Genomic DNA, 24,089 nt, shown 5'->3' with positions numbered 1-24,089 from the left:
TTACTTCTTTACAAAATTAGCGGCGGGAGTGGAGGCATCAATTACAACTTTTCTGCAGTGTGATAATTCTTCCTCACTCATTTCCTGCCCAATGCCAGGAAGCTCTGGTATATCGTAATACCCATCCTTTGGACAGTAATAATTTGTTCCACCATTCTTAAACTTGGTCAACAGATTAGCATTGTGCTCTTCATGAATTACAAAATTAGGAATTGCTGCTTCTACCTGCAAAGCTGCAGCTGTAGCAATTGGCCCTCCACAAACATGGATTTGAACACCAATGTCATAAACTTGTGCCATATCACAAATCTTCTTTGTTTCTGTAATTCCTCCTGTATTACACAAATCCGGCTGGATAACATCCAACGTACGATCTTCAAAGAATTGACGGAATCCCCAACGTGTGTAACTGCGTTCACCTGTTGCCAAAGGAAGCCCGCAACGCTCTTTAATATGTTTAAATACAGATGGATTACATGGCATTGTAGGCTCTTCATAATACATAATACGATATGGCTCCAATGCTTTTCCTAAATCAGCTGCTGTATTTGCATCAAGAAGGGAATGAATCTCTACAATAATATCCATATCTGGTCCACCAGCTTCCCTTGCAGCTGCAATTCGTTCTACAGATCGTGCAAGGTCATGCTGACGATAACATCCTCTGTGATGCGTTCCCTGAGTCGAAAAAATAGCTCCAATATCTCCTTTTTCATAAGGCGCGAATACAGGATCAATCTTCACAGAATCATACCCTTCAGCTACTGCGTCCTTTACAACATCATAATAGTCCTGTGGATCATAAAGCAATGTAAGGCTGTCATTCTTTTCAATCTGCGTTCTCCAGCCAAACTGCAACTGACTCGCATATGCTCTCAGCTTATCATTTGTCTTCCCGCCTAAAAGCTTATAAACGGGTACCCCAAAGGCTTTACCCTTGATATCCCAGCATGCCGTATCAATAGCAGCCATAGCAGATGTAATTACTACGCCTCCTCCCATTCCCCAGAACGTATGGCGATGCAGATGCTCCCATATCTTTTCTGTGTCAAATGGATCCATACCAATAACCAGCTTTGCAAAATCCTGGCACTGGCCAAAAGCTGCTTCCCAACAGTTTCCATATGCTAGGCCTGCTTCACCCCATCCACTAATTCCTTCATCCGTGTTAACCTTTACCGTAATAAAATTACCCAGATAACATTCAACACTCGTAATCTTCATAAAAAAACCTCCATTATTAATAATTATTTGTTAATCTTCCGCCCATACGGAAGTATGGATCTCAATGTTTCCTGTTTTAGCACGCCAAAATCCAATAATTGCAGCAATTATAATAATTCCAACATTCGCAGCTGCCAAACCACGGCTCATAGACAATACAGATTTCCAAAGTACTATTAAAAATCCTAACAGGGATACCAAACAAATCGTATAATAAATGCTGTTTGGAACATGGAATCTTGCTTTCTTCCAAGCCTCCGGATATCTTTTAGGAAGCTGTATCATAGCATAAAAATTTAACAATGCATACGCAGATGTAATTAATTGCACCATATTGGTGATAGTTGTAATAGAAAGACCAAAAATAATTGGAATGAGACCCAGTATGTACATAAAAACAAGAATATATACCCTTGCTCCTGCCCTATTCTTTTTTCCAAAAGCAGCCGGCAACCATCCATCATCACAAGACTGTCCAATTGTAATTGCATTATAAGCAAAACTTGAATTTAACGTAGACAGCAGCGCCATAATCGGTCCACCAATAATAAAGAAGTAAAATAAAGCGGTAGGAAGAATCTTTCGGGCTGCAAATACTAATGTAGTAGATTCACCATATTCTGCCACAGACATACACCCTACACCTGCAATAGCAACACCCACATAAAGGACAATCAGCGTAGGAACGCACATACAAAGAACCACAGGAATATCTCTGCGGGCATTTTTAGAATCACGTCCATAGGCTGTTGTCATATAATATCCTTGTGTCGAATATACAAACAACAATACTGCCCCGATAAAACCACCACTGATCTGCCCATTTTCAAATGTAATTCCAGGTCCATTTATCATAAACTGGGGATCTGTAAAATCGAACACCGGGAGTTCCATTTTAGTAAATCCTGCAATCGCAAACATAACCAATGCAGCAATAAGAAGCCATGTCATCATCTTCTGAGCTGCTGCCATAATATCTACTCCCATAAGATTCACAACAAAGAAAAATGTCAACAAACCTCCACCTACTAAAATTCTTGGAAGATGTCCGCTTAAAGCCGGAATAATATCACCTAAATAGGCAGCAGCAGAAGTTCCAAATAAGGATAAAGACAAACACTGTGTCAAATACATAAACGCAAAAATACCTGCTGTAGACGGGCCTGCCAAATCACATAACATAGAATAATTTCCGCCGCCTAAACGAAGGGTAGAAGAAATAAAAACAAATGGCAAAACCATTATAAAGCCCATTATAATAGCTACAAAATAGGCAAGCCACGCTGAATATCCTGTCATTTTAATTGCTGGTACAATCAGTGTAATTACCCCTGCTCCAATTACCTGTCCAATTGCCAGTGCATACAACTCAACCCTTCCCAATGTTCCCGGCTTTGGAGCCGGTTCTTTTACAACTTTAATTGCCATAATCCCTTCTCCTTCATCTTTCTACTTTATGACTTTGTATAATGTTGCCCTGCCAATAGCCTCCTGTAAAAATTCATTTCCAATTCCTGGCAAATCTGGTATTTTAAAATATCCATTTTCTGGCTGTAAATTATATTTTGTTAATCCCAGACATGTATCCATACGATTGCATGTATGATGTTCATGAATAATAAAATTAGGAATCGTACATTCTACATGAAGAGCTGCATTAGTAGCAAGTGGACTCCCCGCCACATGTACCTGTACTCCTACATCAAATGCATGGGCCATATCACATATTTTTTTTACTTCAGAAATACCTCCACAGTTTCCGATGTCTGGTTGAGCCAGCTGAAGTAAATTTTTTTTAAAATACTCTGCATACTGCCATCTTGAGAAAAGACGCTCTCCATTTGCAATAGGAACAGATGTATATTTAGTAATATACTCGACCGTATGAACCGTTGGCGTATTTGGTTCTTCAAATGCCAATATATTATATTTTTCAGCCAATTTTGCCAACTGCAGGGCGCCTAAAGCATCTGGATAAGAATGATTCTCCATTATAATATCCACTTTATCACCAGCAACCTCTCTTGCAGCCTTCATTCTATCTTCCACCATTTTTAACTGACTAGGTGTTAAAAATCCGGTTGTATCGAGAAATGTAAGCGGTTTCCCATCTTCATCCCGATCAAAAAAGTCAATCTTAACGGCATCATACCCCTCTTCAATAGCAAGTTTCACATTATACGCATAATCATCTGGGGTTACAGCCCAAAGATGTTCTGAAATTCCCGTCTGACCCCATCCAAACTGAAGCTGACTTGCATATGTGCGTAGCTTATCACGAACCTTGCCCCCCAACAATTGATATACTGGCACATTAAAATATTTTCCTTTGATATCCCACAAAGCTACATCAATAGCTGCAATTCCAGAAAATACTACTGGTCCGCCATTCTGTCCCCAAAAAGTACGTTTGTACATGGTTTCCCAAATCAACTCGGTCTGCAGGGGATCCATTCCCACGATTAATTCTGCCAGATCACAAATCATTCCATATGCTGCAGTTCCTCCAATTCCATAAGCCATTCCAGCCTCTCCATCTCCATAAATTCCCTGATCTGTGTGAATCCGGCAGCCTATCGGGCTGTTTTGCTTACTATTAGCAGTTGGTAAACGAAAAACTTCCACTTTTGTTATCTTCAATTTTTACCTCCTCATATATATCATTTGATTGCTATTATATTACTCATCTATTCACTTGTTCGCTAACTATGATTATACAATAGTACGTTTTTTCTACTTTGTCAATAGTATTTTGTGTGTTTGTGATATAATGCCTATTTATTTTTTATATTATTATAAAATATGCACAAAAAAATATGCTCTGGCTTACCATTCATTTTTTCATGGTTCCAGAGCATATTTCATTCAGTTCTCCAGTCATCTACTCGAAACGGACAATCTCCTTTTTCAGTCTCTTCATGATTTTTTTCTCCAGTCTGGATATGTAGGACTGAGAGATGCCGAGAAGATCGGCCACTTCTTTCTGAGTCATTTCTTCGCCGTCCTCATCTGCCAGGCCATAACGCAGTTCTACAATTTTACGTTCTCTGGGCTCTAAATGGCTGATGGCTGTATTTAAAAGATCCTTTTCCACCTCATCTTCGATCCCCTGGCAGATCACATCTTCATCCGTTCCAAGGATATCTGAGAGCAGAAGCTCATTTCCATCCCAGTCCACATTTAACGGCTCGTCGATGGAAACCTCCAGACGCGTCTTGCTGTTGCGCCTTAAATACATCAGGATCTCATTTTCAATACACCTGGAAGCATAGGTGGCCAGCTTTATGTTTTTATCCGGCTTAAAGGTATTGATGGCCTTTATAAGGCCGATTGTTCCGATGGAGATCAGATCCTCTACTCCCACACTGGTATTATCGAATTTCTTTGCAATATATACTACCAGACGCAGATTGTGTTCGATCAGGCAGGAACGGGCCTGGCGATCTTCCGGGCTTCCCAAAAGATCGATCATGCGCCCCTCTTCCTCTGTCTCAAGAGGCGGCGGAAGGATATCAGCGCCCCCGATATAATGAACCTCCCCCTGCTTCTGCATCAGCATCGTACGAAAACCCGGAGCCGTTTTAAACTGAAAACGGTTGGGTATGGATACTTTAACGATCATTTTACTTCCTCCTGTTTTTATGGCGCCGCGATTCCCCTATCTTCCGGCGCCGCCGTCAAACTCCTGTATCAGGACCTCATATTCTCCGGTCGGAGAAAGAGGCTGTTTTACCACAGCCACCAGAGGTCTCGCAAGTGTATAGCAGTTCCCCTGCTGCTCCACCTTTATTTCATCTAATGTTACTGCCGGGAGAAGCCCTTCTCCTCCTACACTGCGGTAGGGGATATAGGTCACTCCCTGTATTCTGGGCGATATGGCTTCTATCACTTCCCGAACGGCTACGTGAACCGGCCTTCCGCTTACCGGCTCCTTCAGCCGGTTTCCTGTGTCGATCAGCCCTGATGCCACATACATCCGGCTGCCCTGACGCAGGGTTACCCTGCACAGGACCTTTTTTTGCAAAAGCGACGCTGTAAGCCCTCTGAGCCAGCAGACTGCCCCAAAAACGGATGCTGCGCCTCCAAGGAGCATAAGCGCTCCGGACAGATCCGGTATCCCCAGTACCTTAAGACCACAGGCCAGTGGAAAAAAGATCCCTCCGGGCCTTAGCTGCTCCTCAAAAACCATCATGGCTCCCCCGAGAATGACAGCGGCCAGATAGATTCCCGCCGCCGCCCGGCCGATCTCTTTTATGCCCTTTACCCCAAATGCGGTTACTGCCATGACAGCACCTGCTGCTCCATAGGTTCCTGCCGCTTTAAAGGTCAGCGGCATCTGCGGAAATATGGCTGTTACACAGGCCCAGGCCGCCCCCAATGCTGCACCCCTCACGATCTGCGCGGCCCCTGCCCGGTAACAAAGCACTTGATTCACTGCCATCAGCACCATCAAATCCATAGCCATATTTACAGCAAATACTTCATCTATGTAGACTGTATAAACCACCTCGTTTTGGCCTCACCTCCCCTATCAGGCTGTCCTATGGATATTATAACGTTTCTCCTATGCAAATGCTGTCGAAGGGAGGGGGAAAACAGAAAGAATTTTTCGACAAAAAAAGACCGTTGAAACGGATCATGATATACATTGATCCATTTCAACGGTCAAATCAGTTCATTAAAATTGATTATCTCTTATTTTTCAGAAAATCCGGAATGTTGATCTGCATTTCCTTATTGGCAGTCGGACGGAAGGAAGGTGTCTGATTCTGAGTCGGAGCAGCTGTACTGCCTGCATTGCTGCCGGCTGCAGTTGCTGCCGGAGCGGAAGCTGTACCGGAAGAACTAAAGCTTCCCGTATTCTGTCCAAATCTTGGCGCTGTAAAGGATGGCGTGCTGTTTCCTGTGCTCTGCTGTCCAAAGCTGTGGCTAAAGGAAGGCTGAGCCGGTCTTGTAAAGCCTGTGGAAGCAGTAGCTGCGGCTTCCGGAGCTGCGGCACGTTCTGTCTGGGCTGCGGAAGCTGCAGCAGGTGCCTTGGGCTTAAAGTTTGTAAAGCCTGCCATTGCCTTTGTCACAGAAGAGGTAGAATTGTGCTCATCCAGGCCAGTAGCGATTACGGTAATGCTTGCCTCATCCTGAGCATTTTCATCATACATCGCACCAAAGATGATATTTGCATCATCTCCTGCCAGCTCCTGTACATAGCTTGCGGCATCATTTGCCTCGATCAGGCTGATATCACCGGAGATATTGATGATCACATGGCTTGCACCCTCAATAGTTGTCTCAAGCAGCGGGCTGGAAACGGCCTGCTTTACAGCCTCGATGGCCTTGTCGTCGCCCTTTGCCTTTCCGATACCGATGTGTGCGATGCCCTTGTCGATCATAACGGTCTGAATATCTGCAAAGTCCAGATTGATAAGGCCTGGAACGTTGATCAGGTCCGTAATTCCCTGAACTGCCTGCTGAAGCACCTCATCTGCCTTTTTAAGGGCATCCGGCATGGTGGTCCGGCGGTCAACGATCTCCAAAAGGCGGTCATTGGGGATAACGATCAGAGTATCCACTGCCTGTTTTAAACATTCGATTCCGTTTAAAGCATTTGTCATACGGGCCTTTGCCTCAAAACGGAAGGGCTTTGTCACTACGCCTACTGTCAGGATTCCCATATCCTTGGCAATCTTCGCAACAACAGGAGCAGCTCCGGTTCCGGTTCCGCCGCCCATACCACAGGTAACGAATACCATATCCGCACCCTTTAATGCCTGTGAGATCTCCTCAGAGCTTTCCTCTGCGGCCTTTTCGCCTACGTCCGGTCTGGCGCCTGCACCCAGTCCCTTTGTCAGCTTCTCACCGATCTGCATGGCTGTGGGAGCCTTGCAGAACTGAAGGGCCTGCTTATCCGTATTGATGCCGATGAACTCCACGCCTGCGATGTTCTCGTCGATCATGCGATTTACTGCGTTGTTGCCTGCGCCGCCTACACCTACTACAATGATCCTTGCGGCATTTTCTGACTCATTTATCTTAATCTCTAACAAGATACTTATCCTCCTTATCCCTTTCATGCATCCCGGCTCTCAGAGTCTGTTTTGAGAATGCATCTCTGTTCTCTTTTCTTCAGATATTCTTTCATATGTCATGCTTTTAGCCTAACTAATACTATATTTGATTTTATTAAAAAAATCAACCCTGAATTTTGTATTTTATTTCTTTTTAAATGTGATTCCCGCCCGGTCATTTGTCTCGCTGTAATCCCCCAGTTCCAGCGTTCCGCGGATCCCCCTCAGCTGGGGCTGATCTGTGAGGATATCATTTAAAACAGAAAGCTTACTGTCAATATTTCCCATACTTTCCAGGATCACTTCCATCTGTCCGATGGTTAAAACCGGCTGATTATAGGCGTCAAAGCGGATCTGATCCGCCTGGATCTCATAAAGGGAAAGCTGCTGGGTCAGGTTTAAAATTTCCTCAAAGATGCGGCGGTCTGCAACCGGAAGCGGCTGATAGAGCACCACCCTTCCCAGATCCATTCCCGTGATCCATGGGATTCCCTCCAGCTTTCTGCCTGAGCTTTCTACTACAATGCCTTCGCGGTCAAAGTACATATAGCTGCTCATATAGGAAACGTAGCCTACAATGCTTTTATCATAAATAATGACCTCCGCATGAAACGGGCCGTGAAACACGATTTTATAGTCTTCCACAAAGGGAATCTGTTTATGGGGATTGAGCCTGTCCCTTATATAGGCAATGACCGAATTTTTTCCCATCCGGCCGGAAAAGAGCAGCTCCTCCGCCTGCTGTGCACTGTAACGGCTGCTTCCTGATACCGTAATCGTCTGGATGCGGACAGACAGCACAAGGATCGCCGTGAGCAGAAAAACCGCCACGGCAATCCCCAGGATCATATGCTGTTTTTCGTTTGTTTTTCTCATGCGGTATATCACTCTCCTATCCATTGGATCCTGGCTCCGAGAGCCGATAAATCCCGACAGATGTCCTCATACCCCCGTTCAATATGCCGGCAGTCCCCGATGACCGTTTCTCCCTTTGCAGTCAGCGCCGCTACCGCAAGCGCCGCCCCGCCCCGAAGATCTGCTGCCTTTACGGCAGAGCCCTTTAGGGAACCGGCTCCGTAAATAACGGCCGTTTTCCCCTCCAGCCGAATTAAGGCCCCCATTTTTTCAAGTTCTCCGGCCGTACCAAACCGTCCTTCAAACACACGCTCTTCTATCCGGCTCACGCCCCGTCCCGCAGCCAGAAAGGCCATGAACGGAGACTGCAGATCCGTAGGGAATTCCGGATAAGGCCCGGTTTTAAGAGTGAGAGGCCCGGCAGGACCTTCGTTTCTGATCCGAATCCGTCCCTCTTCCTCAGAGCCGATCCCTGTCGCCTGAAGCCGACCGCTGCTTTCCGAAACCGTAACAGTTCCTCCGGACCGGGCTATCAGAGCCAGAGGAAGCTTCAAAGCCGACGGACGAACACCTTTTAAGGTCACATCGCCTCCGGCTGCCATCACCGCCGCCCCATAGGTTCCTGCCACGATCCGATCCCCTTCTACCCGAAAGGCGCTGTCTTTTAAAGACCGTACCCCCTGAATCATCAGGGTTTTTGTACCTGCGCCGCAGATCACGGCTCCCATATTATTAAGGAAGCCGCACAGCTGGCAGATCTCCGGCTCCATGGCAGCTCCACGGATTACCGTCACTCCCTCTGCGAGCACAGCGGCCAAAACCGCCTGCTCGGTGGCTCCCACGCTGGGATAGGAAAAAATGATCTCCGTCCCCTTAAGACGCCCGCCTGCTCCTACGCAGGCCTCTATGATCCCATCTTCTTCACTGATCACAGCTCCCAGTTTTTTTAATGCCATAAGATGAAGATCTATGGGTCTTGCTCCGATCAGGCAGCCGCCGGGATAACAGCAGCTTCCCTGGCCCATACGGCCCAGAAGAGCTCCCAGTAAAATAATGGAAGAACGCATGGACCGGACATATTCCTGGGGCACCTGTGTGCTTTTTATCTCACCGGCGTCAATCACTATACTTCCTCCGCGGCGGATACAGCTGCAGCCCAGAGCCTCCAGGATCCTCATCATGCAGGCAGTATCCTGGATCTTCGGCACATTGGTAAGAACCGTAAGGCCTTTATGCAGGAGAGCGGCCGCCATCATGGGAAGGGCCGCATTTTTTGATCCCTGTATGGAAATTTCCCCCTTTAAGGGTATGCATCCACTGACACGGATTGCGGACAAAAGACCACCTCCGCAGCAATTATACTATACGAAAGTATATGCCCTTCATCCGCTGTTTGTGCATTTATGTTTTGTTCGCTGCCGCACCTATACGGCTGCCCGTATCTGATTGGATACACTGAGCACGATCCCCATTTCTACCATAAGAAACAGCACAGACGTCCCTCCATAGCTGATAAAGGGAAGGGTAATTCCCGTATTGGGGATCGTATTGGTTACTACGGCAATATTTAAAATAACCTGAATGGCAATATGGGCCATCACTCCCACAACCAAAAGAGCGCCAAACAGATCCGGCGCATCATTGGCGATCATCACGAACCGGTAAATCATCAGAAGGAACAGCATGATAACCGCAATGGCTCCAAAAAGTCCCAGTTCCTCACAGATGATGGCAAAAATCATATCATTCTGTGATTCAGGAAGGAATCCCAGCTTCTGGATACTTTCGCCCAGTCCCTGCCCCATCAGGCCTCCGGAGCCAATAGCATAAAGTCCCTGAAGGATCTGGAAGCTCTTTCCCTCCGGATCCAGCTCCGGATTCAGCCATGCCTCGATCCGGTTATACTGATACGGCTTAAGAACATGGATATTTAAAAGGAATTTACCCAGAGGCCCGGCGGTCATAAGGATACCCAGCGCCCCTCCTCCGGCCATGAAAAAGGGCCACTTCACCTTACAGGCTACAAACAGCATAACAAAGCCGATTCCCACCAGGATAATACCTGTACTCAGGTTATTTGCCGCTACGATCGCGCCAATGGCAACCGCCAGCAAAAATACCTTTCCCATAACGGCCCACTGGTTAATTTTTCCTCCCAGCTTCGTAATCACTGCTGCCAGCATGATGATCAACGCAATTTTTGCAAACTCAGAAGGCTGAAATCCGATGGGGCCTATATCCAGCCATCTTTTTTTTCCGTTTACCTCCCGTCCCACCAAGGTTACAATAACCATAAGAATATGAGACAATATATAGGACGGCACGGCCAGCCGGTAGAGCCAGTGATAGTCCATCTTGGAAATGATCAGCATAAAGATAAAGCCTCCCAGGGCGATTCCACCCTGGCGCTGCATAAAATAGGCGCTGTTATTATTCAGGTCATCATTCAGCTGGGCCGTATAGGAACTGGCGCTGTAGATCATTACCAGTCCGAAAACGGTGAGGACAATAATGATCACCACCAGGCTCAGATCGTAAAAGCTGCGTTCCCTTTTCTTTTTTGGAACCGTTCCTGCCTCATAAGCCTGCTTCTGATTCCCATACTCATACGCTGCACGGGCCGCCTGCGTCCTGCTGCCCTGCTGCATTCTCTGACCCTGTCCCTGGCGGGGCTCTCTCTGCACCCTCTGGGCCTGAGGGGAACGTCCGCTCTGACGCCTTCTTTCATCCTGCTCATACCGGCTGTTCCGGGAAGTCCTCTGCACCGTACGACTGCCGGTCCCTGTCTTTCTCTTTTTACTGCCTCCGGGTCTTTGCGCAGACCGGACGTCTCTCACCGGGGCTGCATCATACCGCGCCGGCACTCTGGCCGCCGCTGCTCCCGTCATTCCTTCCGGCCTCGCTGCCCGGCGCTTATTTCCAGCCATTCCTTTCTACCTCCTACAGAGCCATCACGCATTCCTTAAAGACGCGCCCCCGTTCCTCAAAATCCTTAAACATCCCCCAGCTGGCACAGGCCGGGCTTAAAAGCACACAGTCTCCGGAATCAGCATAAACAGCGCAGACCTGCACTGCCTCCTGAAGATCCTCCGCATACATAACATCTGTAAAGCCGTGCTCCCTGGCACAGGCCGCAATCCGATCCCTGGTCTGTCCGATCAGCACCAGATACTTTACCCTGCCGGAAAATTCCTTGGCCCAGTCACTGTAATCACTGTGTTTGTCATACCCTCCTGCGATCAGGAGCACCGGCCCCGGCATAGCCTTAAGAGCCCGGATGGCAGCCTCCGGATTCGTTCCCTTGGAATCATTATAATAGCGGACCCCGGTGCGTTCCCGCACAAACTCGATCCGATGCTCGACCGGCTTAAACTCCCTGGCCGCTTCTCCAATCGCCTCAAGGGATATGCCAAGGGTCATGGCAGCAGCAGCGGCAGCCATCACATTTTCATAGTTATGCTGGCCTAAAAGCTGAAGCTCCTTCACATTTAAAAGAACCGTTTCTTTTCCGGCCTTTGCATATATGATTTCTTCTCCTTTCAGGAAAAATCCGTCCTTTAAGCTCTCTTTTGACGAAAACCAGATTACCTTTGGCTTCAGCCCCTCTTTTTTACCAAATTCCTTTAAAATGGGATCGTCAAAATTCAGGACAACCGTATCCTCCTCCGTCTGGTTCATGGTGATGCACTCTTTGATCTGAGTATACGTTTCCATGGTTCCGTGACGATCCAGATGATCAGGCGTAATATTTAAAATAACGCTTACATTGGGCTTAAAATCCATAATGGTTTCCAGCTGAAAGCTGCTGATCTCAGCTACGGCAACCGAATCCTCTGTCATTTCTGCTGCTTTTGCAGTAAAAGGTTCGCCGATATTTCCCACTACAAAAGTTTCCTCATATTTTTTCCTTACCATCGCTCCCGTCAAAGCTGTGGTGGTCGTCTTTCCGTTTGTTCCCGTAATGGCAGCCAGCTTTCCTGCGCTGCACTGATAGGCTAGTTCGACTTCTCCAAGGATTGGGATCCTGGCCTCATCTACTACTGCCACAAAAGGACTTGTAAGAGGAATTCCCGGACTGATAATGCACAGCTCCACCCCAAGAAGGTCGGAGCGCTTGATCTCCCCTAAAACAACGTTTACCTTAGCGCCCTCTTCAAACCGGGCCTTGATCTCTTTTTCATCCAGAGCTGTATTCCCATCATAGAGAACTACCTCTCCTCCCCGGTTAAGAATCAGCTTTGCCGCAGCAATGCCGCTTTTGCCGGTTCCCGCAACTAATACTCTCTGACTTTGATCCATTCGTGGTTAAACCTCCTTCTTTGCCTAAGCTGCCGGCGCTCTTACAGTCCCAGATAAGCGACCATGCATAAAATGGCCGTAACAATGGAAAATACGGCTACAACCCTTGTTTCAGACCATCCGCACAGTTCAAAGTGATGATGGATGGGTGCCATTTTAAAGATTCTCTTTCCCCCTGTCTTTTTAAAATACGTTACCTGAATAATAACAGACAGAACCTCTACCAGATAGATCAGACCGATTATGGGAATAAACAGAGGCAGACGCATCATATATGCTGCAGAAGCCACAAAGCCCCCCAGCGCCAGAGACCCAGTGTCTCCCATGAACACCTTTGCCGGATATACATTAAAAAGCAGAAAACCCAGAAGGCTTCCCACCACAGCTCCTGTAATGGGGCTGATCCCCATATCCTCCCCAATGGCCACAATGGTTAAAAAAGTCGCTACAAGTATGGTTACGCTGGTGCACAGACCGTCCAGTCCATCGGTAAAATTCACACCGTTATCCGTTCCCAGCGTTACAAAAAACAGAGCCGGAACAAACAGGATACCCAGAGAAAGGAATTTTCCATCCTCAAACCCGCCTGTAAAGGGAATGAGCATATCGGTTCCCACCTCGCCGCTGTTAAGCACATACCAGGCAAAAATGCCTGTGATCACGATCTGTCCTGCCAGCTTCTGGAGCGGAGTCAATCCTTCCGAACGCTTCAGGATGATCTTGATATAATCGTCCAGAAAGCCGATGATCCCAAAACCGGCCGTCATAAAAAGCACCGGAATGATCTTCGGATAAGAAGGAATATAAAACAGGGATGTGATAATAATGCTGGATAAAATGATCAGTCCTCCCATGGTAGGAGTTCCCTGCTTTTTTAAATGGCTCTGAGGCCCGTCATCCCGGACCTGCTGGCCGAATTTCAGCTTGTGAAGAAAGGGAATGATAATCGGACACAGCAGGGCGCTGATGGCAAATGCAATAATAATCGCTAATATCGTCTCATGAATCATAGGGCACCTCAATCTCATATGTATTCTGCCGGCAAACGCCGGACAGCAATAATAGTATACGTCTTTTTCGGAGAATAATCAACCAGCTTTCGGCTCCGGCCGGATTCCCATATATGGAAGAATATTTTTAAATAATTCTCCGATCACGGGAGCCGCAATGGTTCCTCCGTAATAGATTCCCTGGGGTTCGTCAATGGTGATCAGGGCCATTACCCTGGGATCGTCCGCCGGGGCAAAGCCAAGAAAAGAGGAAATATATTTTTTGAGGCTTCTTGGAAGTTTCTCTGAGGTAGCTGTCTTTCCTCCAATGCGGAACCCCTCTAACGCCGCCCGTTTGCCGCTTCCCTCTGCCACAACCTGTTCTAATACATACCGCATGGAAGCGCTGGTCTCAGAAGACAGGATCTGCTTTCCCTGAGGATAAGAAAGTTCCTTTACAGCACCTCCATCCGAGCGGATCACCCTTACGCCAAAATGAGGCGTAACCCGGCGTCCGCCGTTTACAATGGAAGCCGCTGTCGTAATAAGCTGAATGGGTGTGATCTGAAAGGACTGTCCGAAGGATACGGTAGCTAATTCCACAGCACCCATTTTCTCCTTTTTATGCATGATCGTGGCTGCCTCTCCCGGAAGATCGATCCCTGTTTTTCCCTTAAGACCAAACTGGGTAAAATACTTATAGTACCGGTCCACTCCCAGCCGCTGTCCCACATCAATAAACACAGGATTGCAGGAATTCATTGCTCCCTGAAGAAAAGTTTCTGTTCCATGGCCTCCTGCCTTATGGCACCGGATCCTCCGGTCTTCCACTACGCGAAAGCCCGGACAGCTGAAGGTATCCTCAAGCGTTACTGTCCCCGCCTCCAGACCGGCTGCCGCTGTGATGATCTTAAAGGTAGAGCCCGGCTCATATGTATCATTGATGCAGGTATTTCTCCACATGGCATTCAGCCGGTCCTGGAGCCCCATGGTCTGCGACCGGGCCGCCGCCTCTTCCTTAAGGCTCTGGCTTTTTAAATTCTGATCCGGCGTAAAAGGATCATTTAAGTCAAATTCCGGCGCATTGACCATTGCAAGAAGCTCGCCGTTCCGGGGATCCATCACGATCACAGAAACTTTTTTCGCATTTTTTTGTTCCATAACCTGATAGGCAAGCTGCTGGGCGTACAGCTGGATATTTACGTCCAGGCTGATCTGAAGATCATTTCCCGCCACCGGTTCGATCCTGTCTTCTGCTGCTTTGTCAAGCTCCACTCCCCTTGCATCTGTCAGCGTAAGAATCACTCCGTTTTTTCCCTTTAAATACTTTTCATACATAACCTCCAGGCCGATAATCCCCTGATTGTCTCCTCCAGTAAAGCCCAAAACCTTGGAAGCCAGACTGCCCATGGGATAATACCGTTTATAGTCCTCATCCACTTTTACTCCATCCAGCTTTAATGCCCGTATCTTATCTCCGGTTTCCTTATCCACATTTGTCTTTATGATCTCCCTGGAACTGCGTTTTTCTACCTTTTTTCGGACCGGCTCCTCTGAAAGCTCCAATATGCTGCAAAGGGAGCGGATCACCTCTTCCCGATCCGTGACCTGATTATAGATCACGGAAATAGTACAAACCGTCCTGTTATCTGCGATCACATTTCCCCCTGCATCCAGAATCCGTCCTCTGGCCGCCTTGATGGTACGCTCTCTTTCATGAAGATCCCGGGCCATCTCACCATAGTGATCCGCCCGGACCAGCATAAGAAAACCAAGCCGCCCTAAAAGTCCGGTCATCGCTACAGCAATGAGCAGGCCCAGGACGGCTATGTTTTTTCTATGCTTTGTCAAATTTGGATTCATTTGATAACTTCCCCATCCGCCATTGATATTAAATATACGGATTCCCGGGGGATTTTATTCCCATCAGGCTTCAGAGGAAGCTTTTGTTTCACCAGCAGTGCCTTCCAGGTCTTCCTTCTCTTCTGACTGGCTCTCTTTCTTTTTCTTCCATCCATCCGATGTTTCCTCTAACGACAGGGAAGGTGCGTTTGGATCTGCCGGTACCCCATCGGGAAGGCCGCTTTCATAGCCGTCTCCTATGGTTTCGTCTGTTTCATATACCTTTTCTGTTTCCTGTGTTTCAGTCTCCGGCTCTGTTTCTTCGCCTTCCGATCCGGAAGGCTCATTGATACCCTCGTCCGCCGCCGTATCGCCAGCCTGTTCCTCCTCAGCGCCCGCTTCAGGAAATACATTCATATATGGAAGGGCCTCTGCCATAATTTTGGCGAAAATGCCGCTGGCAAAGGAGCTGTGAGCCTGCTGGGGACCCGGAGGATAATTGGGTACATCCACCACAACATAGACAAAAAGCTGCGGATCCTCTGCAGGAGCAAAGCCTGCGAAAGACAACAGATAATTTTTAGCCGAACGTGGCTGCTTTTCTGCGGTTCCCGTCTTTCCTCCAACGTGATAACCCGCTACTTTTGCAGCTCCTCCCGTACCATTTTCCACGGTCTGAAACATGGCCTCTTTCAGAAATTCCGAAGTGGAAGAGGATACGGTCTCACGAACCAGAACCGGATCCTTTGTCTCTACCACGGAACCCTGCTCATTCATGATCTGGCGCATAACATGGGGCTCATAATAGGAGCCTCCATTGATGACAGAACAGAGTGCGGCAGCCATCTGGATCATGGTACAGTTGTAATTCTGTCCGAAGGCATTGGTGGCAAGCTCCGTCGGCCCCATATTTTCCGCGCTGTAGATCAGGCCTGCGCCATCCGCCTCACCGGGAAGATCTACTCCTGTTTTCTGCCCCATTCCAAAAATGGCCTGGTACTTTGTGAAAATATCCTTTCCCATCATGGCGCCGATCCGCATCATAGCTACATTGCAGGACTGCATGATGGACTCCTGAAGGCTTAAGGAGCCATGGCCGCCTTTTACATAAGCCGTACACTTAATGGGCCAGCCGCCCACATTTAAAAGACCTTCACAGTCAAAATATTCATTTCCTTTTAAAACGCCTTCCTCCAGTCCTGACGCTACAGTAAGGATCTTGGACGGAGAACCGGGTTCATAGGTATCACTGACACAGAAATTTCTCCAGATCTGGTTCCAGACCACCTGACGTCCATAGGAGATCACATCCTCCCGTTTCGTATCCGCGATCATCTGCTCCTGGGTCAGGGTTGTATCCGGATGCTCCCTTTTGTATACAGAAACCGCATCCTTTTTCCCAAGCTCATAAAGCTGGTCATCACTATAGCCCTCGATCTTTCTGGGGTCATTCAGATCAAATTTATTGCTGGTTGCCATTCCCAGGATCTCTCCGTTTTTGGGATTCATGGCAATGGCAGCCGTCACATGGCTTCCCACAGTAGTCTGCCATTCATCAATATACTTCTGGAGGATGTTCTGGATATTCAGATCAATGGTGGAAACAACGGTTTTTCCGTTTGTCGGCTCTTTTAACACGCCTTCCAGATTATTTTCCTCATCCAGATAGCCGTATTCACGGCCGTTTACTCCCATCAGATCTTCATTGTAAAACTGCTCGATCCCGCCCGTTCCCACCGTGCCGTCCGCACTGGAAAAACCGATCACACTGCAGGCGGCTGAACCGTAGGGATATACTCTCCGGTACTGATCCTCAAACCACACACCCATGATCCTTAAGCGTGACTGGCTCTCATCCTCACTTGCATAATAGGCGGCATTGCGCTCTTTGCGCATGGTTTCAAAGGCTACCTTCTGATCATAGCTTAACTGTTTGCCCTTTTTATAAGGAACATATGCCCGGTCGCTCTTTTCCTGGATCAGGCTGCGGATTTCCCCGGAATCAAAACCGAAGCAGTCCACCAGAGCCTGAATGGTCGGCTCTAAATAGTATTCCGGCTTTTTCATGATCTGCTGGGGATCCAGGATCAGGTTATACACCTTTTCACTGGTAGCAAGCAGCGTTCCATTGCGGTCTACAATATCCCCCCGTCTGTACGAAAGGATCCGGCTGGAAAATTCCTGCTGCCTCTGGCTTAAAACGATCTTGCTGTACTGATCGTTATTTTCCTTTATAATTCCATACAATACCCATATAAGTGCAAATAAAGCCAGCGTGATCACGATTGCCGTGATTGCCAGCTTCCCCCTCATATGCTCTGTAAATACTCTTTTAGAATGGCCGCTTTTCGATCCCCTTTTACGGCCCTCAGACCGATCCCCATAAGGGGACGGCCTAGTGTTCCGGGATGTCTTCATACTGTCTTACATACTCGCTTTCTGTCTTATCATATAAGAGCACCTGATCTCTCCTGGCATAAACCATGCCCAGCTCCTTGGTTGCAATCTCATAGATTTTATTCAGATCAATGCTGCTGTTGATGCTCGTTTCCAGCGCGTCATTTTCCGTTTTCATTTTCTCAAGCTGCGCTTCCAGATGTTCAATATTGTGCATTCTGGCTGTAATTCCGGACTGCAGGTGCAGATAGCTGACACAAATATATAATGTACAGATACAGGCAGCTGCCAAAAGAAATACATAGGGCAGATCCATAGCCATGGCTCTCTCCCGGTTACGGCGCAGCTGCTGATTTTGATGCAGCCCTGTCTTTTTCCGTCTGACCGGAGCTTTTCTTTCCGGTCTGTACTCCGGTTCCAGCTTTGGTGCGGCTGTACCCCCGATATAAGCCATATCACGGGTATTTCTTCTGTTGTACGCCCCACTTCTGCCTGTGGGTCTTCCCATTCTCTGGGCCATGGCTGATTCCTCCCTTCATAATCTTCTGTCCTGCCTGATTTTCTTCTCACTCTCCCCGTTCAAACACTCTCAGCTTCGCACTCTTTGAGCGGCTGTTTTCCTCCAATTCCTCCTCTGAAGGAAGGATGGGCTTTCGCGTAATCACCCTGCCCCTGCTTTTCCTTCCGCAGACACAGACCGGAAAATCGGGAGGGCAGATACAGGGATCCTCATTGATCCTGAACCGGCTCTTCACGATACGGTCTTCCAGAGAATGGAATGTAATAATACTGAGTCTTCCTCCTGGATTTAACAGTCTTATCATACCGTCGATGGACTCCTCCAGCACATCCAGCTCATGATTCAGCTCAATGCGGATAGCCTGAAAGGTTCTCTTGGCAGGATGACCGCCTGTGGCTCTCACCTTGGCGGGAATGGCTGCCTTTATGATCTCGCACAGCTCTCCTGTAGTGGCAACCGGCTTTTCCTGCCGTGCCTTTACGATATGCTTTGCAATGTTTTTGGCAAAGCGGTCTTCTCCGTAATCACGGATAATGCGGAACAGCTCCATCTCGCTGTATCCATTTACAATATCAGCGGCTGTCTCTTCCTTTCTCTGATCCATCCGCATATCAAGAGGCGCGTCCTCTCTGTATGTAAATCCCCTGGAAGCTGTATCTAACTGGTAGGAAGAAACTCCCAGATCCAGATAGATTCCGTCCACTCGCGGGATATCCAGTTCCTTTAAAACATCAGCCATGCTGCGGTAATTGCTCCTGACAATGGTAACCTTGTCCTTAAATGGAGCCAGACGGCGTCCCGCCGCCTCAATAGCGTCCGCATCCTGATCGATCCCAATAAGCCGGCCGCTTCCTAAACGCTTGCATACCTCGTATGCATGGCCGCCTCCGCCCAGTGTGCCGTCTACATAAATGCCCCCCGGCTTTATATTCAGGCTGCCCACTGTTTCATATAACAGTACGGACTTATGTACAAATCCATGTTCCTCCATCAAATACCCAAGCCTTCCATATGTTCTGCGATTTCTTCCATATCATCAAAGGTATTGGCCTCAGCCCATTTATCCTTATTCCAGATTTCAATGCGGCTTCCAACACCTACAAGCACGGCATCCTTTTCGATGCCTGCAAATTCCCGTAAAACAGAGGGCAGCAGGATCCTTCCCTGTCTGTCCACTTCACAGGTGGCAGCGCTTCCTAAAAGAAAACGTGAAAATTTACGTCCGGCAGCATTGGTAAGAGGCAGGGAGCGAAGCTTCTCTTCAAGAGCGGTCCATTCTGAATGATCATACACAAAAAGGCAGTTATCGAGTCCCTTCGTGATCACGAACTCCTCCCCTAACTGCTCCCTGAACCGCGACGGAACGATCAGACGTCCCTTTGCGTCAACTGTATGATTGTATTCACCCATGAACATAGCTCATCACCTGCTGTACATCCCATGGCAAATCAGCGCGGCCGGAGGAAAATCCCAAATCCCCCGTTCATCCACGCAACAACCATCCTCTACCACTTTGCACCACTTTCTACCACTTGTACGTCCATAATAGTACAGAAACTGGGAATTGGCAAGAAGTTTTTACGTTTTTCTTTCAAAAAAGAGAAGGAATTTTCTGGAAAAAATGAGAGACAGACAACGGCTTTCGCCTCCTGTCTGCCTCTTTTGATCCATATATGGATTTTATATTTCTTTTTTGCTTAATTTTTTATAATGATAGGTCAAAGCTCCCACTGCCGCTCCCGCCAAAGTAGCAGAAAGAAGCTGCGACACAGCCAGAGCGGTTCCCGGAACCTTCAGCTGATCTGTCCGCAGGCCCTCGATCCAGAAACGTCCCACGCCGTAGCCCAAAAAGTAGATCCAGAGCATTTCCCCGTCAAAACGCTTGCGTTTTCTGTACCATAGCATAAAGAGAAGGACGCTCAGATTCCACACCGATTCGTATAAAAAGGTGGGATGTACCTGGATATAGGATATCCCATTTTCCACAATCCTGTGGTCGATCAGCTCCTGCGAGATCATGGACGGGTTTACGATGCTTTCCTTAATGCGCATGGCAAACAGACTGTCTGTATATCCTCCAAAGGCCTCGCAGTTAAAGAAATTCCCCCACCGGCCGATGATCTGTCCTGTCAGCAGTCCTAAAACTCCCGTATCTGCCATGGAGAAAAAGGACTGATGGCGTACTTTGGTAAATACGATAAGCGTAATTACCGCACCAATCACTCCGCCGTAGATTGCCAGACCTCCGGCCCGGAGATTAAAGATCTGAAGAAGATCATTTTTATAGTTGTCCCACTCAAAGGCCACATAGTAAAGTCTGGCCCCTATAATGGAAAACACAATGGCGTAAAGGGCAAAATCCAGATAGAGATCCGGATCCTGCCCTCTGCGCTTTGCATCTGAAAATGCCACCGCCATGCCGGCTAACATCCCAAGCCCGATGATGACCCCGTAAAAAGCAATCCGAAATCCAAAAACGGAAATGCTGTTTGGCAGGTGGGTAAAGGTAATCCCAAGGTTTACAAAGCTGAGATCTGCTCCAATTGCTTCCATATTATATACTTCCTTCCCGGCAGAGCTACAAGTCTGTATTTTTTCTGCCCTCTGATGTCATATTCTGTCCGTACCCCTTATACATCCAGACAGCTTCCCCCGATAAATTCCCGAAGAATGGAATTTTTCGGTATATCCTCACTGCTGACCCCGATAAAATAATCCAGAAATTTCAGCAGCCGTTTTGCTTCCACATACTCATCACAGTCTCTTGGGATTCCAAAAAGCAGCGGCTCCACATACTGCTTTAATACTGCCAGTTCATAGATAAGAGCAGAGTTAAACATGGCATCCGCCTCCTCCTGATAGGGGAAAATGTTCTGTTCCTCTCCTCTGCGAACAGAAGGCCACATACGGATGGTTTCTCTGGCAGAAGAGCCCCGTGTCCTAGCATCCCGGACCATGCGGCGGATCAGCCGCCCGTCCGTGGTAGGAATCCGGTTGTGCTCGTCAATATTTAACTGGGTTAATGCACTGATATAAATCTTAAATTTGCTTTCTCTCGGAAGAGCATAGGACAGCTCGTCATTGAGGCAGTGGATGCCCTCGATCACAAGGATATCGTCCTTTCCCAGCTGCAGAAAATCACCCTTATACTCCCGTATGCCCTTTTTGAAATTATAATACGGAAGTTCTACCCGTTCTCCTGCCATCAGAGCCGTCATATCCCGGTTAAACTGCTCTACATCCAGGCATTTAATGCTCTCATAGTCATAATTTCCCTCCGCATCCCTTGGACTGTCTGCCCGGTTTACAAAATAATTGTCTACCGCAATGGGATGGGGACGCAGCCCGGCAGCCTCAAGCTGAATAGACAAACGATGGGAAAAGGTGGTCTTTCCAGAAGAGGACGGGCCTGCGATCATAACAAATTTCGCAGTTTTCTTCTCCGCGATCTGCGCCGCGATCTCCGCGATCTTCTTTTCCTGAAGCGCCTCCTGAATTAAAATCAGATGAGCCATCCCTCCTGCGGCGATGGTATCATTTAAAGCTCCTACGGTCTCCAGATCCGTTCCCCTGCCCCACCAGGCGGACTCGGCCAGCGTGGCAAACAGCTTATCCTGGGGTACAAACTCAGGCAGTTCTTTTGGTTTTCCCATTGTCGGAAGAAGGAGGACAAAGCCATACTGATACCGCTTTAAATCAAAATATTTCAGATATCCCGTATCCGGCACCATATACCCGTAATAGTAATCCTCAAAGCCGTCAATGCTGTACATGTTCACACGGGAGACACGGCGGTAACGGAACAGCCGCTCTTTATCATACATATGATGATCATGAAACAGCTCGATCGCATCATCCGTGGATACGCTGCGCTTTTGGATGGGAATTTTCCGATTTACATATTCTTCCATTTTTGCCTTTACCTGCTCCAAAAAACCATCGTCCACAGTAAATGCGCCTCTTGCCTCTACGAAAAAACCCTTTCCTACGGAAAAATCCACGATCACCTTTTCCACCCGTTCTGCCCCGGCCACTGCATAGAGGGCCTTTAGCATCAGCAGGGTAGCGCTGCGCTGATAGGCAGACATTCCCGGCTTTTCCTCTGCAGTGATAAAGCGCAGACTGCCGTCCCTGACGGCCTTGTGAAGTTCCTGGAGCTTTCCACCAATCTGTACCAGCAAAATATCATGTTCAAAACCACTCTGATACTCTTCTGCCACCTGCGCCCAGGTCGTTCCCTGAGGATATTCTCTTATGTCTGTTCCAATTTTCACCCGTACCATATGCTTACCTCCCCACTTCTGATTTTCTGCTGCCGCTATAAGCAGCTGCCGCTTTCCTATAAAAGAACGGACGGCCAGGCCGGCTCTGCCAGAACAAGCGCTGCCTCACCTTTTAGTTTTTCCCGCAGAACCTCAGCCATATGCTGGATAAAAATATGCTCCAGCCCGTAATGGCCTCCGTCAATGACGGCAAGTCCCCTGGCTGCCGCGTCAATTCCCGGATGATGGCCGATATCACCGGTGATCAAAACATCGGCTCCTGCCAAAACCGCCTGCTCAATAACGCTTGATCCGGAGCCGGGACAGAGAGCTGCCCTTTTCACTTCCTTGTCCATCAGTCCCGGCCCGTAAACCAGCACAAAAGGAAGATCAAAAGCTTTCTTTACCTTCTCCGCCAGACCGTTCACCGTCATAGGCTCATAAAGGCTGCCCACAGCCCCGATCCCGTAGGGGACGGATGTTCCATTTTCTTTCATCTCCCCCATACACTCTAAAGGACGTATTTCCCTTATATCCAGCCGCTCTGCTGCCAGAGCTGCCATTCCCTCAGGCGCGGCGTCAAAATTTGTATGCATGGCATACAGGGAAATATCTGCCTGGATCAGCCGCACCAGCCGCCTTGTAATAAAATTCTGGTCATTTACCTTCTTAACAGGACGGAAAATAAGGGGATGATGGGTAAGAAGAAGATCCGCCTTTTCACGAATGGCTGCATCTACAACCTCATCCGTGGCATCCAAGGCAATGTATATCTTTTTTACCTCCTTATCGCTTCTTCCCGCTAACAGACCGGGATTATCCCAATCGCAGGCGCAGCTTTCCGGAGCCGTTTCCTGTAATATCTTTATGATGTCACTGCACTTCATATTCTGCCTCCCTGATCTGTGATAATTCTTCTAAAAGGGACTGTCTGGCTTTTTCCTGCCCTTTTGTAAGCTCCCCTTCCTCTTTTGCGGAAAGCGATGCAAGGATTGCCAAAACCCGTTCCTCCTCTTTTTTTAAATATTCTTTTAAAACGGGTTCCTTCTGTTCAAGAAGGTATTTTCCATAGCGGTATTCAATGGTCCTGTTATAAACCATAGCTCCCCGCACCACGCTCATAACCGTATAGTATTTTCCTTCCTCCCGGAGCATGGCCTCTTTTTCAATGAGAAACCCCTCTTCTGAAAGGAAGCGGCGTACCTTTTCAAGATCTGACTGAGGCGAAAGGATAAAACGCCGGATCGTGCTCCATAGATGCCTTCCCTCCTGCAGGATCTTTATCTCCAATTCGCCTCCCATTCCGGCGATGATCACCGTGTCTGCCTCTTGGGGCTTTAACTCTTTTAATCCGTCGCTTAAACGGGTGCTTATAGGGATATCTGAAATTCCCGCCTCCTTTATGTGAGCTTCCGCCCGTTCCAGAGGGCCTGTCCGCACATCCATGGCAAGGGCGCTTTTTATGCGGCCTTCTTTTGCCAGACAGATGGGAACAAAGCCGTGGTCCGTACCGATGTCTGCGATCCGGCTGTCCTGGGGCACAAAGGAAGCCACCAGCTTCAGGCGCTCAGACAGACGGGGAACAAAATTTGCTGTATGATTCGTCATATTCATTTTCCTGTTCGTGTAATAATTTTTA

20 protein-coding genes are annotated in these 24,089 nt (G+C 47.9%); all 20 read right to left on the bottom strand.

What is annotated here, in order from left to right; translation table 11 throughout:
- Nucleotides 1-1,224: a mandelate racemase/muconate lactonizing enzyme family protein gene (locus BN3656_RS09875; protein WP_066547369.1), complete on the bottom strand. Its 1,224-nt coding sequence runs from the start codon at nt 1,222-1,224 to the stop codon at nt 1-3.
- Between the two features lie 30 nt (nt 1,225-1,254).
- Nucleotides 1,255-2,652: an APC family permease gene (locus BN3656_RS09870; RefSeq protein ID WP_066547367.1), complete on the bottom strand. Its 1,398-nt coding sequence runs from the start codon at nt 2,650-2,652 to the stop codon at nt 1,255-1,257.
- A gap of 21 nt (nt 2,653-2,673) precedes the next feature.
- A complete protein-coding gene (locus BN3656_RS09865) occupies nt 2,674-3,864 on the bottom strand; it encodes a mandelate racemase/muconate lactonizing enzyme family protein (RefSeq protein WP_066547365.1) in 1,191 nt (396 codons plus the stop codon).
- A gap of 241 nt (nt 3,865-4,105) precedes the next feature.
- Nucleotides 4,106-4,846, bottom strand: coding sequence for an RNA polymerase sporulation sigma factor SigE (gene sigE, locus BN3656_RS09860; protein WP_066547363.1), 741 nt, complete (start codon nt 4,844-4,846; stop codon nt 4,106-4,108).
- A gap of 36 nt (nt 4,847-4,882) precedes the next feature.
- The gene (locus tag BN3656_RS09855) at nt 4,883-5,731 is read right to left on the bottom strand and encodes a sigma-E processing peptidase SpoIIGA (protein ID WP_066547353.1); all 849 of its coding nucleotides are present in this window, start codon (nt 5,729-5,731) and stop codon (nt 4,883-4,885) included.
- A gap of 181 nt (nt 5,732-5,912) precedes the next feature.
- Entirely contained in the window at nt 5,913-7,265 is a 1,353-nt protein-coding gene (gene ftsZ / locus BN3656_RS09850; RefSeq protein ID WP_066547350.1) for a cell division protein FtsZ, read from the bottom strand.
- A 165-nt stretch (nt 7,266-7,430) separates the two neighbouring features.
- The gene (locus BN3656_RS09845) at nt 7,431-8,162 is read right to left on the bottom strand and encodes a cell division protein FtsQ (RefSeq protein ID WP_066547348.1); all 732 of its coding nucleotides are present in this window, start codon (nt 8,160-8,162) and stop codon (nt 7,431-7,433) included.
- 8 nt (nt 8,163-8,170) lie between these two features.
- A complete protein-coding gene (gene murA, locus BN3656_RS09840; protein ID WP_066547345.1) occupies nt 8,171-9,478 on the bottom strand; it encodes a UDP-N-acetylglucosamine 1-carboxyvinyltransferase in 1,308 nt (435 codons plus the stop codon).
- 87 nt (nt 9,479-9,565) lie between these two features.
- Nucleotides 9,566-11,068: an FtsW/RodA/SpoVE family cell cycle protein gene (locus BN3656_RS09835; protein WP_347460934.1), complete on the bottom strand. Its 1,503-nt coding sequence runs from the start codon at nt 11,066-11,068 to the stop codon at nt 9,566-9,568.
- Nucleotides 11,069-11,081: 13 nt separating this feature from the next.
- Nucleotides 11,082-12,440 carry a UDP-N-acetylmuramoyl-L-alanine--D-glutamate ligase gene (gene murD / locus BN3656_RS09830; protein WP_066547343.1) on the bottom strand — a complete coding sequence of 453 codons (1,359 nt, stop codon included), beginning with the start codon at nt 12,438-12,440 and terminating at the stop codon, nt 11,082-11,084.
- A 41-nt stretch (nt 12,441-12,481) separates the two neighbouring features.
- Nucleotides 12,482-13,450 carry a phospho-N-acetylmuramoyl-pentapeptide-transferase gene (mraY, locus tag BN3656_RS09825; protein WP_066547340.1) on the bottom strand — a complete coding sequence of 323 codons (969 nt, stop codon included), beginning with the start codon at nt 13,448-13,450 and terminating at the stop codon, nt 12,482-12,484.
- 78 nt (nt 13,451-13,528) lie between these two features.
- Nucleotides 13,529-15,292 carry a penicillin-binding transpeptidase domain-containing protein gene (locus BN3656_RS09820; protein WP_066547338.1) on the bottom strand — a complete coding sequence of 588 codons (1,764 nt, stop codon included), beginning with the start codon at nt 15,290-15,292 and terminating at the stop codon, nt 13,529-13,531.
- 63 nt (nt 15,293-15,355) lie between these two features.
- Nucleotides 15,356-17,689, bottom strand: coding sequence for a penicillin-binding protein 2 (locus BN3656_RS09815; RefSeq protein WP_081422925.1), 2,334 nt, complete (start codon nt 17,687-17,689; stop codon nt 15,356-15,358).
- A complete protein-coding gene (locus BN3656_RS09810; RefSeq protein ID WP_066547336.1) occupies nt 17,667-18,188 on the bottom strand; it encodes a cell division protein FtsL in 522 nt (173 codons plus the stop codon). Before BN3656_RS09810 ends, BN3656_RS09815 begins: the two co-directional genes overlap by 23 nt.
- Nucleotides 18,189-18,234: 46 nt before the next feature.
- Complete coding sequence (gene rsmH / locus BN3656_RS09805; protein ID WP_066547326.1) at nt 18,235-19,179, bottom strand: 16S rRNA (cytosine(1402)-N(4))-methyltransferase RsmH; 945 nt, start codon at nt 19,177-19,179, stop codon at nt 18,235-18,237.
- Nucleotides 19,179-19,604: a division/cell wall cluster transcriptional repressor MraZ gene (mraZ, locus tag BN3656_RS09800; RefSeq protein ID WP_066547322.1), complete on the bottom strand. Its 426-nt coding sequence runs from the start codon at nt 19,602-19,604 to the stop codon at nt 19,179-19,181. The genes rsmH and mraZ overlap by 1 nt, the downstream gene beginning before the upstream one ends.
- Before the next feature lie 264 nt (nt 19,605-19,868).
- The gene (gene lgt / locus BN3656_RS09795) at nt 19,869-20,741 is read right to left on the bottom strand and encodes a prolipoprotein diacylglyceryl transferase (protein WP_066547317.1); all 873 of its coding nucleotides are present in this window, start codon (nt 20,739-20,741) and stop codon (nt 19,869-19,871) included.
- Nucleotides 20,742-20,818: 77 nt separating this feature from the next.
- Nucleotides 20,819-22,471 (bottom strand): nucleoside kinase, encoded by a 1,653-nt coding sequence (locus BN3656_RS09790; protein WP_066547315.1) that lies wholly within the window; start codon nt 22,469-22,471, stop codon nt 20,819-20,821.
- Nucleotides 22,472-22,527: 56 nt separating this feature from the next.
- A complete protein-coding gene (locus tag BN3656_RS09785; protein ID WP_066547308.1) occupies nt 22,528-23,337 on the bottom strand; it encodes a Nif3-like dinuclear metal center hexameric protein in 810 nt (269 codons plus the stop codon).
- Nucleotides 23,324-24,058 (bottom strand): class I SAM-dependent methyltransferase, encoded by a 735-nt coding sequence (locus BN3656_RS09780; RefSeq protein WP_066547306.1) that lies wholly within the window; start codon nt 24,056-24,058, stop codon nt 23,324-23,326. Before BN3656_RS09780 ends, BN3656_RS09785 begins: the two co-directional genes overlap by 14 nt.
- Nucleotides 24,059-24,089: the final 31 nt, after the last annotated feature.

It is taken from the genome of Clostridium sp. AT4, assembly GCF_001517625.2.
Taxonomy (GTDB): Bacteria; Bacillota; Clostridia; order Lachnospirales; family Lachnospiraceae; genus Enterocloster.
The sequence above is the reverse complement of the archived record's forward strand: the minus strand, read 5'-3'. Positions and strand labels throughout refer to the sequence as shown.